The sequence below is a fragment of the Gracilibacillus suaedae genome, assembly GCF_017599345.1.
GTDB lineage: Bacteria > Bacillota > Bacilli > Bacillales > Amphibacillaceae > Gracilibacillus > Gracilibacillus suaedae.
Map to the genome: position 1 here is coordinate 119,604 of NZ_JAGFVL010000053.1, position 13,699 is coordinate 133,302.

At 34.5% G+C, this 13,699-nt stretch carries 16 protein-coding genes and 1 pseudogene; 14 read left to right on the forward strand and 3 right to left on the reverse strand.

Features of this window, described 5'->3' with window-relative positions; genetic code table 11:
• Positions 1–10: 10 nt before the first annotated feature.
• The 3 genes from J5J03_RS15735 to J5J03_RS15745 all read left to right on the forward strand — a co-directional run bounded on the left by J5J03_RS15735 (position 11) and on the right by J5J03_RS15745 (position 743).
• Positions 11–235 (forward strand): DUF1659 domain-containing protein, encoded by a 225-nt coding sequence (locus tag J5J03_RS15735; protein WP_208590782.1) that lies wholly within the window; start codon positions 11–13, stop codon positions 233–235.
• A 34-nt stretch (positions 236–269) separates the two neighbouring features.
• Positions 270–482, forward strand: coding sequence for a DUF2922 domain-containing protein (locus tag J5J03_RS15740; protein ID WP_208590783.1), 213 nt, complete (start codon positions 270–272; stop codon positions 480–482).
• Between the two features lie 123 nt (positions 483–605).
• Entirely contained in the window at positions 606–743 is a 138-nt protein-coding gene (locus J5J03_RS15745; protein ID WP_208590784.1) for a YvrJ family protein, read from the forward strand.
• Positions 744–800: 57 nt separating this feature from the next.
• Here the strand turns inward: J5J03_RS15745 and J5J03_RS15750 are convergent, their stop codons facing one another.
• From J5J03_RS15750 to J5J03_RS15760, 3 genes are all read right to left on the reverse strand, one after another.
• Positions 801–956 (reverse strand): DUF1540 domain-containing protein, encoded by a 156-nt coding sequence (locus J5J03_RS15750; RefSeq protein WP_208590786.1) that lies wholly within the window; start codon positions 954–956, stop codon positions 801–803.
• A 61-nt stretch (positions 957–1,017) separates the two neighbouring features.
• Positions 1,018–2,280, reverse strand: a complete 1,263-nt coding sequence (locus J5J03_RS15755) for a helix-turn-helix domain-containing protein (RefSeq protein WP_208590787.1) — start codon at positions 2,278–2,280, stop codon at positions 1,018–1,020.
• An 84-nt stretch (positions 2,281–2,364) separates the two neighbouring features.
• Positions 2,365–2,523 (reverse strand): hypothetical protein, encoded by a 159-nt coding sequence (locus J5J03_RS15760; RefSeq protein ID WP_208590788.1) that lies wholly within the window; start codon positions 2,521–2,523, stop codon positions 2,365–2,367.
• Positions 2,524–2,638: 115 nt separating this feature from the next.
• On the opposite strand from J5J03_RS15760, the gene J5J03_RS15765 reads away from it, so the two are divergent.
• The 11 genes and pseudogenes from J5J03_RS15765 to J5J03_RS15815 all read left to right on the forward strand — a co-directional run.
• Positions 2,639–3,211, forward strand: coding sequence for a nitroreductase family protein (locus J5J03_RS15765; RefSeq protein ID WP_208590789.1), 573 nt, complete (start codon positions 2,639–2,641; stop codon positions 3,209–3,211).
• 421 nt (positions 3,212–3,632) lie between these two features.
• Positions 3,633–4,628: a glutaminase gene (locus J5J03_RS15770; RefSeq protein ID WP_208590790.1), complete on the forward strand. Its 996-nt coding sequence runs from the start codon at positions 3,633–3,635 to the stop codon at positions 4,626–4,628.
• Between the two features lie 296 nt (positions 4,629–4,924).
• A complete protein-coding gene (locus tag J5J03_RS15775) occupies positions 4,925–5,665 on the forward strand; it encodes a class I SAM-dependent methyltransferase (protein WP_208590791.1) in 741 nt (246 codons plus the stop codon).
• A 1,175-nt stretch (positions 5,666–6,840) separates the two neighbouring features.
• The gene (locus tag J5J03_RS15780) at positions 6,841–7,293 is read left to right on the forward strand and encodes a hypothetical protein (RefSeq protein WP_208590792.1); all 453 of its coding nucleotides are present in this window, start codon (positions 6,841–6,843) and stop codon (positions 7,291–7,293) included.
• 83 nt (positions 7,294–7,376) lie between these two features.
• Positions 7,377–7,559 carry a hypothetical protein gene (locus J5J03_RS15785; protein WP_208590794.1) on the forward strand — a complete coding sequence of 61 codons (183 nt, stop codon included), beginning with the start codon at positions 7,377–7,379 and terminating at the stop codon, positions 7,557–7,559.
• Positions 7,560–7,672: 113 nt separating this feature from the next.
• On the forward strand, positions 7,673–8,233 hold the full coding sequence (locus tag J5J03_RS15790) for a DUF4256 domain-containing protein (RefSeq protein ID WP_208590796.1): 561 nt from the start codon (positions 7,673–7,675) through the stop codon (positions 8,231–8,233).
• 543 nt (positions 8,234–8,776) lie between these two features.
• A complete protein-coding gene (locus tag J5J03_RS15795; RefSeq protein ID WP_208590798.1) occupies positions 8,777–9,949 on the forward strand; it encodes a D-alanyl-D-alanine carboxypeptidase family protein in 1,173 nt (390 codons plus the stop codon).
• 901 nt (positions 9,950–10,850) lie between these two features.
• The gene (locus J5J03_RS15800) at positions 10,851–12,332 is read left to right on the forward strand and encodes a glycoside hydrolase family 5 protein (protein ID WP_331460509.1); all 1,482 of its coding nucleotides are present in this window, start codon (positions 10,851–10,853) and stop codon (positions 12,330–12,332) included.
• Positions 12,333–12,753: 421 nt separating this feature from the next.
• The gene (locus J5J03_RS22270; RefSeq protein ID WP_208590802.1) at positions 12,754–13,071 is read left to right on the forward strand and encodes a beta/alpha barrel domain-containing protein; all 318 of its coding nucleotides are present in this window, start codon (positions 12,754–12,756) and stop codon (positions 13,069–13,071) included.
• 3 nt (positions 13,072–13,074) lie between these two features.
• On the forward strand, positions 13,075–13,332 hold the full coding sequence (locus J5J03_RS22275) for an orotidine 5'-phosphate decarboxylase / HUMPS family protein (protein WP_331460510.1): 258 nt from the start codon (positions 13,075–13,077) through the stop codon (positions 13,330–13,332).
• A 75-nt stretch (positions 13,333–13,407) separates the two neighbouring features.
• Positions 13,408–13,689: pseudogene (locus J5J03_RS15815) on the forward strand (transposase); the annotation flags it as partial.
• Between the last annotated feature and the right edge of the window lie 10 nt (positions 13,690–13,699).

Sequence of the window (13,699 nt, forward strand, 5' to 3'; positions counted from 1 at the left end):
GGTGGCACACATGGCTATTGCAGAAAGAATTGATTCCAGACTTCAATTAACATTCGAAGAAGGAACAGACCCAGTTTCTGGAGATCCGATTTATAAGACCAAGTCTTTTAACAACGTGAAGTTAGATGCGACAGCAGACCAGCTGCTAACGATCACGCAAGGGCTTGTTCCATTACAACAAATGGACTTGTATTCGGTGAAACGTAATGACACAGAATTAATTACAGAGGATTAATGGAAAAATCATAAGAACCAGGGAGGTGTAAGTGTTGAAGAAGATCGAATTAAAATTCGAAAATGAAGAAGGGAAGACAGTTACTTTCTCATTGGATAATCCAGTTGAGCCAGTTGATCCGGCGCAAGTTAGTGCAGCAATGGATACCATTCTTAATGAAAATGCCTTCTTTTCTTCTGGCGGTGATTTAGTTGCCAAGAAAAGCGCCCGCATTGTCGAGCGAAATGTTAGCGAAATTGAAATCTAATGAAACAAAAAGGAGAGCAGACCAGCTCTCCTTTTCATTTAGGTGATGTAAGCACGTTTCAAGGAGAAAGCATTCTGAAAATTTCCGAACAAAACAACTACTTTAAGGAGAGGAGTTCATCACATGGAGCAAACATGGATATCGTTAATCACAGATCTCGGTTTTCCAGTTGCGGTAACTTTTTATCTGTTACACCGTATCGAAACAAAGCTCAATACATTAATTGAGTCCATTGTTGCTTTACCTGAAAAAATGAGGTAGTAAATGATTTAACCTCAGCTAACCCCCATAGTTAGCTGAGGTCATTAAAGAAGGCTGTTAGACGGTCGGTTCGAATGTTTGGCAATCTGTTTCTTTTTCATTGGCAGCACTTTTTCCGGTATGGCTGACAACATAGATAGTATCTGCATGACATCTATTGCCCTCAGCCCAGAACTTACAGTTATTGACCTCACATTTAACATCTTTCGCCATCTGACACACCTCCTATATGGATATTCTGATTCAAGAATGAAAAATCATGTGTGGGAAAATTTCACTTTTGTGGGTACTTAGCTAGCAATTCTGAAATGTAATAATTTTTAGGGAAAACATAAAAGTTATCTGCTGCCTCTTTGTATACACGTTTTTTGTAATAAATATCTCCTAGAATAGCATGGCAATATTTCACGTCAAGTGAATTTCCTGTCAACTGGAAATAGGGGATGATTTCGTTTATTATTTTGTTGCGATAACTTTCAGAGCCATGTATCCTTTGAATAATGCCTTTTAACAAGTAAAAATAGTAGTCATACTTTTTATTTTTGTTAAGCGATTTTCCGCCATCAATTAAATCTAATGCCATCTCCTTATCTTCAAGCAATGCGTATATAAAAGCGTTAAAAAAGATATAGATGACTTTTAATGGAATCATTTTTTCATTGTAGATTGCTTTTCTACAGTATTTTAATGCGCTTTCAAAATCGTTATTTTTCAAGTAAGCAGTCCCTAATAAATAAAAGATGTAATTTCTATGTATGCTTGTATAATTATCCAGAATGGTATGTAACTCTTGAAGGATATCCTGTATGGGTAGTTGCGAGCGAAGTGAACTTTTAATCTTTATGATGCGAGACAATAAAATGTTGGGTTGGTTTAACGTTGACTGAAATATTGATAATGCAGTAGAGGCATAGGAAACAGAGCATAAGGTTTGTCCGATTTTATCATAGGCAAGAGCATAATATAAGTGAATGTCACCATCTTTTTCATACATATTAGGATTCTGGTTAGTGGCTATATTTAAATAAGTGAACGCCTCCTTTATATGGTCGAGTAATAGATAATATAAGCCGATTGATTTGTGAAAAGGATAGTTATTAGCAGGGGTAAGTGTATCAGCATACTTCTGAGCACTCTCTAAAAACTTTCCGGCCACATCAATTTGAAATTGGTTAAGGGCATGTTGGAAATTGCACCACGTATATGTGATAATTTGACTATAAAAATGAGTGATAGGAAATTTTTTGAGTTCTTTGTAGTATTTATTGGCGGTCGCATAATTTCTACGATTAATGCTTTGTTTCCAGGAGGTTAATTGAGTATTGAGCAGATGGTATTCTGGATGGGAAAGTTCTTTAATTTGCAAGACTTTTTGGATCCTTGACATTAATTCATCAGAAGGGTAGGATTTACCTGATTCAACCCTACTGATTGTTGTAACACTCGTATTTACTTCTTGGGCCAATTTTGTTTGTGTCCAATTAAGTTCTTTTCGGTATTTACGGACTAATTTGCCTTTATCATACACTGATTTCACATCACTTTCCTTATTTTATTTAGTTCAATGTATATAATACTATAGAATCATTATAAAATCCATATATTTTCAAAAATATTCAATTTATTTACAAATTATCTCGATTGAAAATAAGAGTATTAATAAAACCATTAAAATGATGAATGTTTTTAAACCGATCAATGGCACAATAAATAATAACCAGATAATAAATATGGCGAAACCAACAATCATGATGAAGCAAAAATAAAGAAACCTTTTCATGATGTTATCTCCTTTAAGTATGGTTACTATAAGTTATGACATTTGCCCAAAATCGTGATTTTTGAGATATCTTCCAAATTAGCATATAATGTGAGGTTAAAGGGGGAAATATATCGTGAAAAACATTAATATTAATGATTATCGTAAACCAGACTACCCAATTGATGATATCTTTTTAAAGCGCTGGTCACCTCGTTCGTTTTCAGAACAAGCAGTAGATGGAGAAACATTGATGTCAGTATTGGAGGCATCACGCTGGGCACCATCTGCAAGTAATAAGCAGCCATGGCGTTTTATCATTGCGAGAACAGAAGAGGACCGCAAGAAGTTTCAATCTTTTATTATGGATGGGAATCTTGCTTGGTGTGAGAAAGCACCTGTATATGTACTAATTATCTCTGATACAGAAGTTGGGGGAACTCATGGTTTTGATACTGGTACTGCTTGGGGTTATTTAGCTTTACAAGCCATGCAAAAAGGGCTCATCACTCACGCAATGGGTGGATTTTATAAAGATAAAGCTCGTGAAGTATTAAACATCCCAGAGCAATATGCAATTCATGCAGTCGTTGCAATCGGCTACCAGGATGAAAAAGAGAAATTAGAGGAAAAATTCCAAGAACGTGAACAACCGTCTGATCGTCGACCACTAACGGAAACGGTTATGGAAGGTGAATTTAGAGGTTGATTTTCTTCGGGTACACGCACATTTTATAAGATGTGCGTGTTTTTACTTGGGTAAGTATCTCTCTTCTTAGGATACATACTAATATTCAGGGAAGAGAGGCAACTATCCCCGGAAGCGGAACACATATCCCCGGAAGAAAGCTCTCTGTTCCATGGAAACAGTCTTCGCTTCCAGGGATACATGCTGATATCCAGGGAAGAGAGGTAATTATCCCCGGAACCGAAACACACATCCCCGGAAGAGAAGTAGCTATCCCCTGAAGCGAGACAATTATCCAAGGAAGGGAATCCTATATCCATGAATCGAATGTTTGAATCTACGAGTAACCAGTTGTCCCGAACTTAATAATTTTAACTATTTTCTTTCGGCATGCAACTTTCACGAATAGATACACAAACTACTACCTGATGAGGTGGTTTTTTTGGTACAAGGAGCTATTAATCAAAATACAAGGTTAACTAAAGAATGGCTACAAAATTATGTGGATGACTGGGTGGATTTTTATTTGAAGCATACGAAGGAAGGGGAAGTTGCTTCCTACATACCACTTTTAAAGCAAGCAGAAAAGAGTCACTTGGGAATTTCAATCATGGGTATTAACGGAGTTACGATTGAGTCTGGAAATGTTGATATTCCTTTCACGCTACAAAGTATATCCAAAGTTTTTACCTTTATTGTAGCATGTATGGAAAGAGGCGTTTCCTATGTGTTAGATCGGGTTGATGTGGAGCCAACAGGTCAGGCTTTTAACTCCATTATGCATCTAGAAATGAAGCAGCTCAAAAAGCCATTTAATCCATTTGTGAATGCAGGCGCAATTACCGTAACTTCGCTATTGAACGGCAAAACATCTGATGAGAAACTGGAGCCTCTTTTAAGTTTGTTGGAAAAAATTCTAGGGTACTGTCCTCCATTAAACATGGATGTATTTGAATCAGAAAAGGAAACCTCGATGCGAAATCGAGCTATTGGATATTATCTAGTCGAAACTGGCTATTTGGAATCAGAGCTAGAACTGACATTGGAAACGTATTTCAAGCAATGTTCAATCGAAATTTCTCTTCAGGATTTGGCTCATTTAGGAACGGTATTAGCAAATGACGGTAGGGATCCAAAAACGGAGAAAGAAATTATTCCAAAGCAATTTGCTCGGTTAGCAAAGTCTTTGATGTTGACTTGCGGGATGTATGATGCTTCTGGAAAATTTGCTGCATATGTCGGGATTCCAGCCAAAAGTGGTGTCTCTGGTGGAATCGTTGCCGTTTCTCCTCCTAGAGCAAGAAACGAAGATCTTCCTTTCCTTGAAGGGTGTGGAATAGGAGTCTATGGTCCTGCGCTCGATAAACAAGGCAATAGCATCGCAGGAATTAAACTTCTCCGGCATATAGCAAAACAATGGGATTTAAGTATATTTTAAAGATGAAAGGTGCACTTTGTATGAAATGCCACGAAATAGAATTAGAAAAGGTTTACAATACACTGTAAAATTTGTTATATTTAACCTAATCTTTCAAATGGAGTGAATGGAATGTCTAACCAACTTGTTCGAAGTATCTAGGTTTTCGGGCTGGAAAAAACGCGTACCAGCCGTCTAGGGGGAAGTATACCCTTTTTTAAGAACCTATATTTTGAACAGTGTTGGTAGTCATTGATATTACGATGAAAACAAGGCACTGTAGTCTTGTTTTTTTACATTTGAAAGGTGGCAAAAAAATGAATTATGATAATTTTTACGATAAGGTCGGAAAAATAAATGGTTGGGATTTTAGTCATATAGAGTCCTTCTCTGAAGGTGTTAAGTGGGATTTTTATGAAGAAGTAATGAAAAGATGCTCGAAAACAGACATACTATTAGATATTGGTACTGGTGGCGGTGAAAACTTATTAAGAATAGCCCCTTCGTTATTTTTCTTAATTGGAATTGATTTATCCAACTCGATGGTGGAAACAGCTCAATCTAATTTACAGAAATCAACATTACAAAACGTAAAGTTCTTTCAAATGTCGTCTGCTGAGTTACAATTCCCTGCTCGTTTTTTTGACATTGTTTCATGTTGTCACGCCCCATTTTCGGCAACAGAAATAGTTAAGGTACTAAAAAACGATGGTTGGTTTTTGACAGAACAAGTGAGCGAGGCAGACAAATTAAATGTAAAGAAAGCATTTGGCAGAGGGCAAGCTTATAACCAAACCGACGGAGCATTAAAAAAACGATATATTGGTGAACTGAAAAAAGCGGGTTTTTCTGACATTCAATGCTTTGAATATGATGCAATAGAATATTTTAACAGACCAGAAGACCTTCTTTTTTTGCTGAAACATACACCAATTATTCCTGATTTCGGTCAAGATCGAAAGGATTATGAAATATTGAATGATTTCATAGAAAATTTTGGAAATGACAAAGGAATTCGAACAAACTCTAAAAGGTTTCTACTCGTGGCTAGAAAGTGATGATGAATTTGTTATATCAAGCATTCGGAAATTCAATATGTAGATCGTCAATCTGGTGATCGATAAATAAAACAAGGGGTGGAGATTACTTGGATAATGAAAGTCCCTCGAAATTAACAAAGTGGAGAGAGAAATATGGAGCATTAGTTATAGCGGTAAGTTGTCTATATAGTGTCATCAGCGGCTGGGGGGGGGAATTGGTTTCTTTCCGGTCTTTTAGTGTTAGGTGTTTTGACTTGTGGAACGATAGGATTTTTTGATATAAAGAGAGCTATTTCACAAATGAATAAATAATAACTACTCTATAACGTCATACTTAAACGATGGATCGTAACATACTTTAAGGAGGTCTATGGAGTGAAAAAAGGAAATAAAATAGCTATTGCTATAAGTGTAAGTATAGGATTTTTAGTTGGATATGCGCCAAGAATTGGTTCCATAGCGAATGATAAGAAGAACAAACAAAAGAAATAGAGTTGTTCCTTATAAGATAACTTTATAAACAGAAGGGGTATTCGCTTGTTACTAAGGGAGTGAAATTTTGATAATAGAAAATGTTATAGAATTCCTATTTAACAAAAGAAAACACAAATAGATATATCAAATTTCTTAGATCACCTTTTTTTAGAAGCCCTTTTCCATAGTTTTGTAGATTTCAATTAGGATCACATTTTGGAGGTGATAAGTTATGAGTAAAGTTCATGCTAGCATATTTGGGTGTTTAATTTTGGCAACTATACTTGGAATAAATGGTCAAGGAATGGCTTATTTTTTAAATGATCATTTTATTACAATATCTCCCATCTTCTACTTAACTATTTTAACGATAATAAGTATTGTTTTATATTTATGTACATTTGTTTTGATATATGTCCAATATAAAAGGCGAAAAATAGGAAAAGATAACATATCAGTATATTTTAGTATTTCTGTCATAATTGGGTCGTTTACTTCTTGTTGGTCTATATTTGTATTGGCTATGTGGTGGGGGTAATGAGTTAGTGTTTACTTCCTGGAAAAAGAAAGTGCTATCCTGTTCAACTATGTTGTAGGATAGTGAATCAGGTAAATATATAAAGTAGAAAAAGAAAAAATTGTTCTTATGATAAAATATGCAGGAGGATAATATGAAAAAAACACATCTGGTAATGTTATTTTTAACATGAAGTCTCATAGTGACAGGATGTAATTTTATAGAAGAACAAAAAGCGGAAAGTATTATTAAAAATTATTATCAGGCAATTAAAGATGAAAATTATGAAGAAGCGTTTGAACAATTACACCTTTATGATTATGATGCAGAAGCTGATGAGAGTATGTTGTCAGCGGGGACAACATTATCCACAGAAGAAGCAAAAGAATTCTATTTGAAAAAGGTAGACCTATTGAAAGAACAAAATTATCAATTAAAAGACTTTGAGATTGGTGAAGTTGAATATGCAGATGGACATACATTTTGGCATCATATAAAACTAAGAGTAGACTTGAATGGTCAGGAATTTGAATGGACTGAAGTAGCAGAGATTTATAATGAAAAATTATTGATAGGTGAAAAAGACGACACGTATGGAAAGTACCGCGACGGGAAAATGAATTTTGATATAGAGGAAGAAAATATATCGTTTTAAAATCATAGCTGGAATTTTTCAAGAAGGCGATCCTAATATATTAGTTTCTATTATTGCCCAAAATTTTTTAGAGGAGACTCGAAATGAAAGAATGGTGGCATAAAAAGAAAGCAAAAATGAGAAAAAATCAGAAGAATAACGGGGAATATACATTTTGGGACTTCCTATTTGATGTACTTGTATGGTTGCCAGAATTAATTCTTTTACCATTTAGAATAATTTTTTGGTTAATTCGAGGTTTAATTAGAAATCCATTTGACTTATAAACTGATGAAGAAAATGTATTCCAAAAGGTAATGAATAGTAGGGGGAGTACTATTATGCTATTCTGAAGGAAGAATCGAAAGTAAACATACTATTGAATGAGGAGGAAGCGGATATGACCAAGAAAGACTTGTCAACAGAACAGCGAGAAGAATTACTTGAAGTATTACAATCCCGTTTTGAAAAAAATATGCATCGTCATAATGGTCTGGAATGGGCTAACGTTCAGGCAAAGTTAGTAGCAAAGCCTGAAAAGTTGTGGACGCTCAGTGAAATGGAAAGAACGGACGGTAAACCGGACGTGGTTGGTTATGATGAAGAGAAAGATGAATATATTTTTTATGACTGTTCAGCGGAAAGCCCAAAAGGCCGTAGAAAAGTTTGTTATGATCGGGAAGCGCTAGAGTCAAGGAAAAAACACAAGCCAGAAACTAGTGCTATTGATATGGCAACAGCTATGGGGATTGAACTTTTAACGGAGGAACAATACCGGGAGCTGCAGAAACTCGAAGATTTCGATAAAAAAACATCGAGCTGGGTGCAAACACCTGATAATATAAGAAAACTTGGTGGTGCCCTATTTTGTGATCGTCGCTATGACACGGTCTTTGTTTACCACAACGGAGCAGAGTCCTACTATGGTGCAAGAGGATTTCGTGGTTCGCTAAGGGTATAAGTTTTAACTTGCGGAAGGTAGCTTATCAAAAAAAAGGATAAGCTACCTTTTTAACGTAAGTGGCATATACCTTCTTGTTAAAACGAAAACGTTTATAGGTTAAAATATTCCTAATGAGAGGATTATTTATGAGTGGGGGAACTATGGGTTTAAGAATAATACATGCGATCATAGGTAATAAAATTGTAGATAGATGATAAAAATTTTTATTTGGAAGAATGGCATCTTGTTTCATACGTATTAGGTGACATGGCATACGATAAAGGAGTTGTAAATGAAAAGCTAAATGTTTTTAATCAAATAATAGGTTATATAGAGATATCAGCTAATGTGGCATCATTGAATATACGATATCAATAAATGGCGATTTTTCCTTAGGGAGATCAAAGCTTTGTTCTTATTGTTAGGTTGGTAAATAAATCCACGATTTTTACAGGTTTTCTACTATTTTAAGCTCCTATTACAAATGCTAAATCTGCACACTTTTTTCATATATTTCATTTAGAATGAAATATCATAAGTACATGTAATAGGAGAGTAACAATGAGAAGGTGTGCCATATTCTTAACAACTTTAATCGTAATCAATACTATATTTCTACCAACTGTTAAGGCTGAATCGAATGATTTGCCCAGCATTCGTAGTGAAGCAGCGATAATTATGGAAGCAGATTCAGAGCAGATTCTCTATGAGAAAAATGCCGACTCTCTCATGTATCCTGCGAGTCTTACGAAGATTATGACTTCCATTTACGCAATTGAAAATGGGGATCTAAACGATATCGTGACTATTAGTAATAATGCTAGTGCTAGGAATGTAGAGGGGACAACTGTCTTCTTAGAGGAAGGTGAAAAAGTTCGTTTAGAAACATTGATTAAAGGTTTCTTAATCAATTCGGGCAATGATGCTGGAGTAGCAATCGCTGAGTATTTAAGTGGAAGTGAAGAGCAATTCGCACAAGACATAAATAAATACCTCAAAAAAGTAGTAGGTGTTGAGAATACGCATTTAAAGAATCCACATGGTTTATTTGATCCTGAACATGTTACAACGGCTGAAGATTTAGCAAAAATAACAAACTATGCGATCGAAAACGAAACTTTTGCTGAAATATTTGGTACAAAAGAATTGGAATGGAATGGAAAGGCGTGGGACACTACCATTATTACTCATCACAAAATACTTAAAGGAGAAATTCCTTATGAGCATATTACAGGAGGAAAAAATGGCTTTGTTCACGAATCAGGTTATACACTAGCCACAACAGCAGAGAATGAAGACTTAAGTTTGATCGTCATTACTTTAAAAAGTAATGACAGGAATGGAATATATGACGATACTATCAATCTCTTAAACTATGGATTCGATCATTATGAAACATCTTATATTGCAGAAGATACATCCTTTAATCTAGAAGGAGATCAATATATTACGCCTGAAAAATTAGCATATACACACCTTTTGAATAATGAGGTCGAAAAACAGGTAACATCAAACGGTGAATTGGATATTGTCAATAACGATGAGAAAGTTATTCAATCATTTAAATTAAATAAAATAGAAGCAAAAGAAGACAAGTCTACTAATCTTTCTCATAATGAGAATAAAAAAAGTCAAGATGAAGTTCAACTGAATGATATTCCTTTAGGTCAAATACTTGTAGTTACTATTTTGATATTAATGGTTATTGGTGCTGTTTATCGTAAAGTTAAATAAGTTGTGCGAAGGTACCCATTAATTTTTAGTAAAAAGTGAGAGATTCAAAAAAGGTGATCGTAATTACTGATCACTTTTTAAAAATCATATTTTTATTGTTCTACTACTCTTTTTGTATCCAAGTATGTAACGAATAAAAAATATAATGCGTCTACATTATGATGTGACGTATAGTCTATTAATAATAATTAATATAATGAACTGGCATGAAACTGTAGTTAAAGATAAAGCTACTGGGGAAGGCGAAGTTTATGTTGCTACAAAGAATTTATACCGTAATAATGTACAGAAATTTATAAAGGTCATAAAGAAGCTTATATAGCATTTTTTATCTACACATTTCTGTTATATATAAGTAGCGATGGTATGGACAATATTTCAAAAGGCAAATTTAAAACAAAAATACTCTGAATTACTGTATATTCCTCTCTTTAAAAAAATCTCCATAGTAAAATAATATTACTTTTCAGAACAGACATTTCACTCATAGGTTTAATAGGAAGAAATAATCCATTGCATAATTTATCCGTTATATTTCTCCTTTTACTTTCTCTTATTTCTTTTATCCCTTTAGATAAAAACAATAATATAAGTTGGTCGATTACTTTATTTTTAGATAATATTAACTTAATGTATGACAATATAAAACCACCATTTTTTCTATATAATACATGTAGTTATTAATGAGTGAAATTTATTAGTTTTAGAAAGCGTCTAAAACTAATTGCATTTATTTACTTTTGTGTTAAAATGCAAAGTATATATTAGGTTACCGTTTAGGTAATATAATCCACTAATGACGTAACTTATTTTGATTTCATCTCTTTCTCTGATTAACGAAGGGAGGAAATAAAAAAAGAAAGAGATAAAATAAATAATTTAATGAGGTGATTGAATGGAAATGACAAAAAAGACCCCATTTTTGATTTTTTTCTTGTTAATCTCGTCTTTCTTTCTTATTAACACACCTAAAATACAAGCAGCAACTGGATTTCATATAAGCGGTAACAATATTTATGATGCTACAGGTGAACCTTTTGTGATGAGAGGTGTAAATCATGCTCACTCCTGGTATAAAAGTGACTCTGCTACTGCAATTCCCGCCATTGCAGAAACAGGGGCAAATACAGTAAGAATTGTGTTATCGGATGGTAGCCAGTATACGAAAGATGACATTGCTACTGTTGAAAACCTCCTATCATTAGCTGAAGAGAATAACTTGATTGCCGTATTAGAAGTACATGATGTTACCGGATCAGATGACCTTAGTGCTCTAAACAGTGCTGTGAATTATTGGATAGATATTAAAGATGCACTGATTGGGAAGGAAGACAAAGTAATAATTAATATCGCGAATGAATGGTACGGTACGTGGGATGGATCTGAGTGGGCTAATGGTTATAAACAAGCTATTCCTCAACTAAGAAATGCAGGTTTAGAACATACATTAATCGTAGACTCAGCAGGTTGGGGGCAATATCCTACCTCCATTCATGATTATGGACAGGAGGTATTTAATGCTGACCCATTAGAAAACACAATGTTCTCTATTCATATGTATGAATATGCTGGGGGAGATGCTGCGACTATTCAATCCAATATTGACAATGTGATTAATCAAGATCTAGCCTTGATCATAGGAGAATTTGGACATAAACATACAAATGGAGATGTAGATGAAGATACGATTTTGAATTATTCAGAGCAAACAAATGTTGGTTGGCTTGCATGGTCTTGGAAGGGAAATGGATCTGAATGGGCGTATTTAGATCTATCCAATGATTGGAGCGGAAATAATTTAACATCTTGGGGAGATAGAGTAGTGAATGGATCCAATGGTATAAAAGCTACTTCAACCATCAGTCCAATATTCGAAGAAGGAGATGACTCGGATAATGGGGAGGATCCACAAAATCCAGTTGGACCTGAGGAAACACTTTATGATTTTGAATCAGGAATACAAAACTGGAGTGGTCAAAATGTTTCTGGCGGTCCTTGGTATGTAGATGAATGGGCAACAAGTGGAAACCATTCTCTTAAAGCTGATGTTCAATTAAGCAATTCATCGGAGCATTATTTATCCCTTATCGATCACAAAGATTTTAGTGGGAAATCACAATTGAAAGCTACGGTAAAACATGCTAATTGGGGAAATGTTGGGGACGGTATAAACGCTAAATTATTCATGAAATCGGGGTCAGACTGGACATGGGTTGATGACGGTAGTGTCAAAATCAATTCTTCAAACGGAACCACCTTAACATTGGATTTATCAACTGTTCCTGACCTAAATAATATTAAAGAAATAGGAGTTCATTTTACAGCTTCTTATAATAGTAGCGGTCAAACAGCTGTATACGTTGATAATGTGACAATCGAATAATGATTTAAGCGTTCCGCAATAGGCAGAAACCGTATAATTAGAAGTAAAAGGTTGATACAAATTATACATGGTAAATTTGTATCAACCTTTATTTTGACTTTTTATTATCTGGAGATTGAAAAATTCGAAGCAATATTCTGGTAAAATGTTATTAGGAATAACTGTTAGATTGTGATGTGTTGATCTTAACGCTAACGGGCAGGTTAGTACAATAAGATGCGTTAAAATTTACACATAAAGTTAATGTTTGGGGGTGGGTTGTAATAATGACAGTTACTATTGGTATCGCATCATTATTTACTGGAAATGAAAGAGAGGAAGTATTACGTTTTTGGAACATATTTGAAACTGACTACAATTCTAATGGAGTTCAAGCCTTTGACCACCTAAAGGTTTATAATAGAACTAAGGAGATATACATATGAAAAACTTTGCTGATATTTTAATAGATCACAGTATTAGGAAAAATACAGCTCTAGTGGTTGGATTAGACCCTGATATTGATTATTTTCCGGGTTTCCTGATAAGTGGAAATACACAAACAACAGAGGAAATATGTGATGCAATAATTGAATTTAATAAATTAGTAATTGATGAGGTTAGTGAACACGTAGTTGCAGTAAAACCACAACTCGCTTATTACGAAGTCTATGGAAGCAATGGGATTAAGGCTTTGAAAGAGACAATAAAATATGCTCGTTCAAAAAACTTAATTGTGATTAATGATGCTAAAAGATGAGATATTGGTTCAACTTCAAAAGTGTACGCTAAAGCATTTTTGACAAATGGCTCTTTATCAGGAGATATGGTTACTGTAAATCCCTTCCTAGGACAAGATGGTTATGACCCCTTTATTGAGGTTGCAGAAGAAAATAATAAAGGGCTGTTTTTGTTATTAAAAACGTCAAACCCTTCTTCCTCTGAAATACAAGATTTAAAATTACAAAATGGGGAAGTCCTGTATATGCAAATAGCACAATTTATAAATACTTTTGCATGAACCGGTTACACTTGATTGGACAAGTTAGTTAAGGTCAGATACACTTGGTTCAAATAAAAGCCGAGGAGTTTTAAAATGACCAGAAGAATGAGAAGAAGCTTTTCCAAAGAATTTAAGGAACAAATGGTACAACTGCATGCATCTGGTAAACCCCGTGCAGAAATTATTAAAGAATATGAACTGACGCCTTCCTCCTTTGATAAGTGGGTTCGACAGTATCATGAAAGTGGATCGTTCCAAGAAAAAGACAATCGCACACCAGAACAAGAAGAGTTAATCAAACTTCGTAATGAAAATCAAAAACTGGCCATGGAAAATGATATTTTAAAGCAGGCCGCGCTGATCATGGGACGAAAGTAGATGTGAT

Coding starts and splice junctions, on each gene's coding strand:
- J5J03_RS15800 (WP_331460509.1), top strand. CDS start 10,851: ATGACAAAAAAGACCCCATTTTTGATTTTTTTCTTGTTAATCTCGTCT.
- J5J03_RS15785 (WP_208590794.1), top strand. CDS start 7,377: ATGAAAGAATGGTGGCATAAAAAGAAAGCAAAAATGAGAAAAAATCAG.
- J5J03_RS15745 (WP_208590784.1), top strand. CDS start 606: ATGGAGCAAACATGGATATCGTTAATCACAGATCTCGGTTTTCCAGTT.
- J5J03_RS15775 (WP_208590791.1), top strand. CDS start 4,925: ATGAATTATGATAATTTTTACGATAAGGTCGGAAAAATAAATGGTTGG.
- J5J03_RS15790 (WP_208590796.1), top strand. CDS start 7,673: ATGACCAAGAAAGACTTGTCAACAGAACAGCGAGAAGAATTACTTGAA.
- J5J03_RS15750 (WP_208590786.1), bottom strand. CDS start 956: ATGGCGAAAGATGTTAAATGTGAGGTCAATAACTGTAAGTTCTGGGCT.
- J5J03_RS15760 (WP_208590788.1), bottom strand. CDS start 2,523: ATGAAAAGGTTTCTTTATTTTTGCTTCATCATGATTGTTGGTTTCGCC.
- J5J03_RS15795 (WP_208590798.1), top strand. CDS start 8,777: ATGAGAAGGTGTGCCATATTCTTAACAACTTTAATCGTAATCAATACT.
- J5J03_RS22270 (WP_208590802.1), top strand. CDS start 12,754: ATGAAAAACTTTGCTGATATTTTAATAGATCACAGTATTAGGAAAAAT.
- J5J03_RS15735 (WP_208590782.1), top strand. CDS start 11: ATGGCTATTGCAGAAAGAATTGATTCCAGACTTCAATTAACATTCGAA.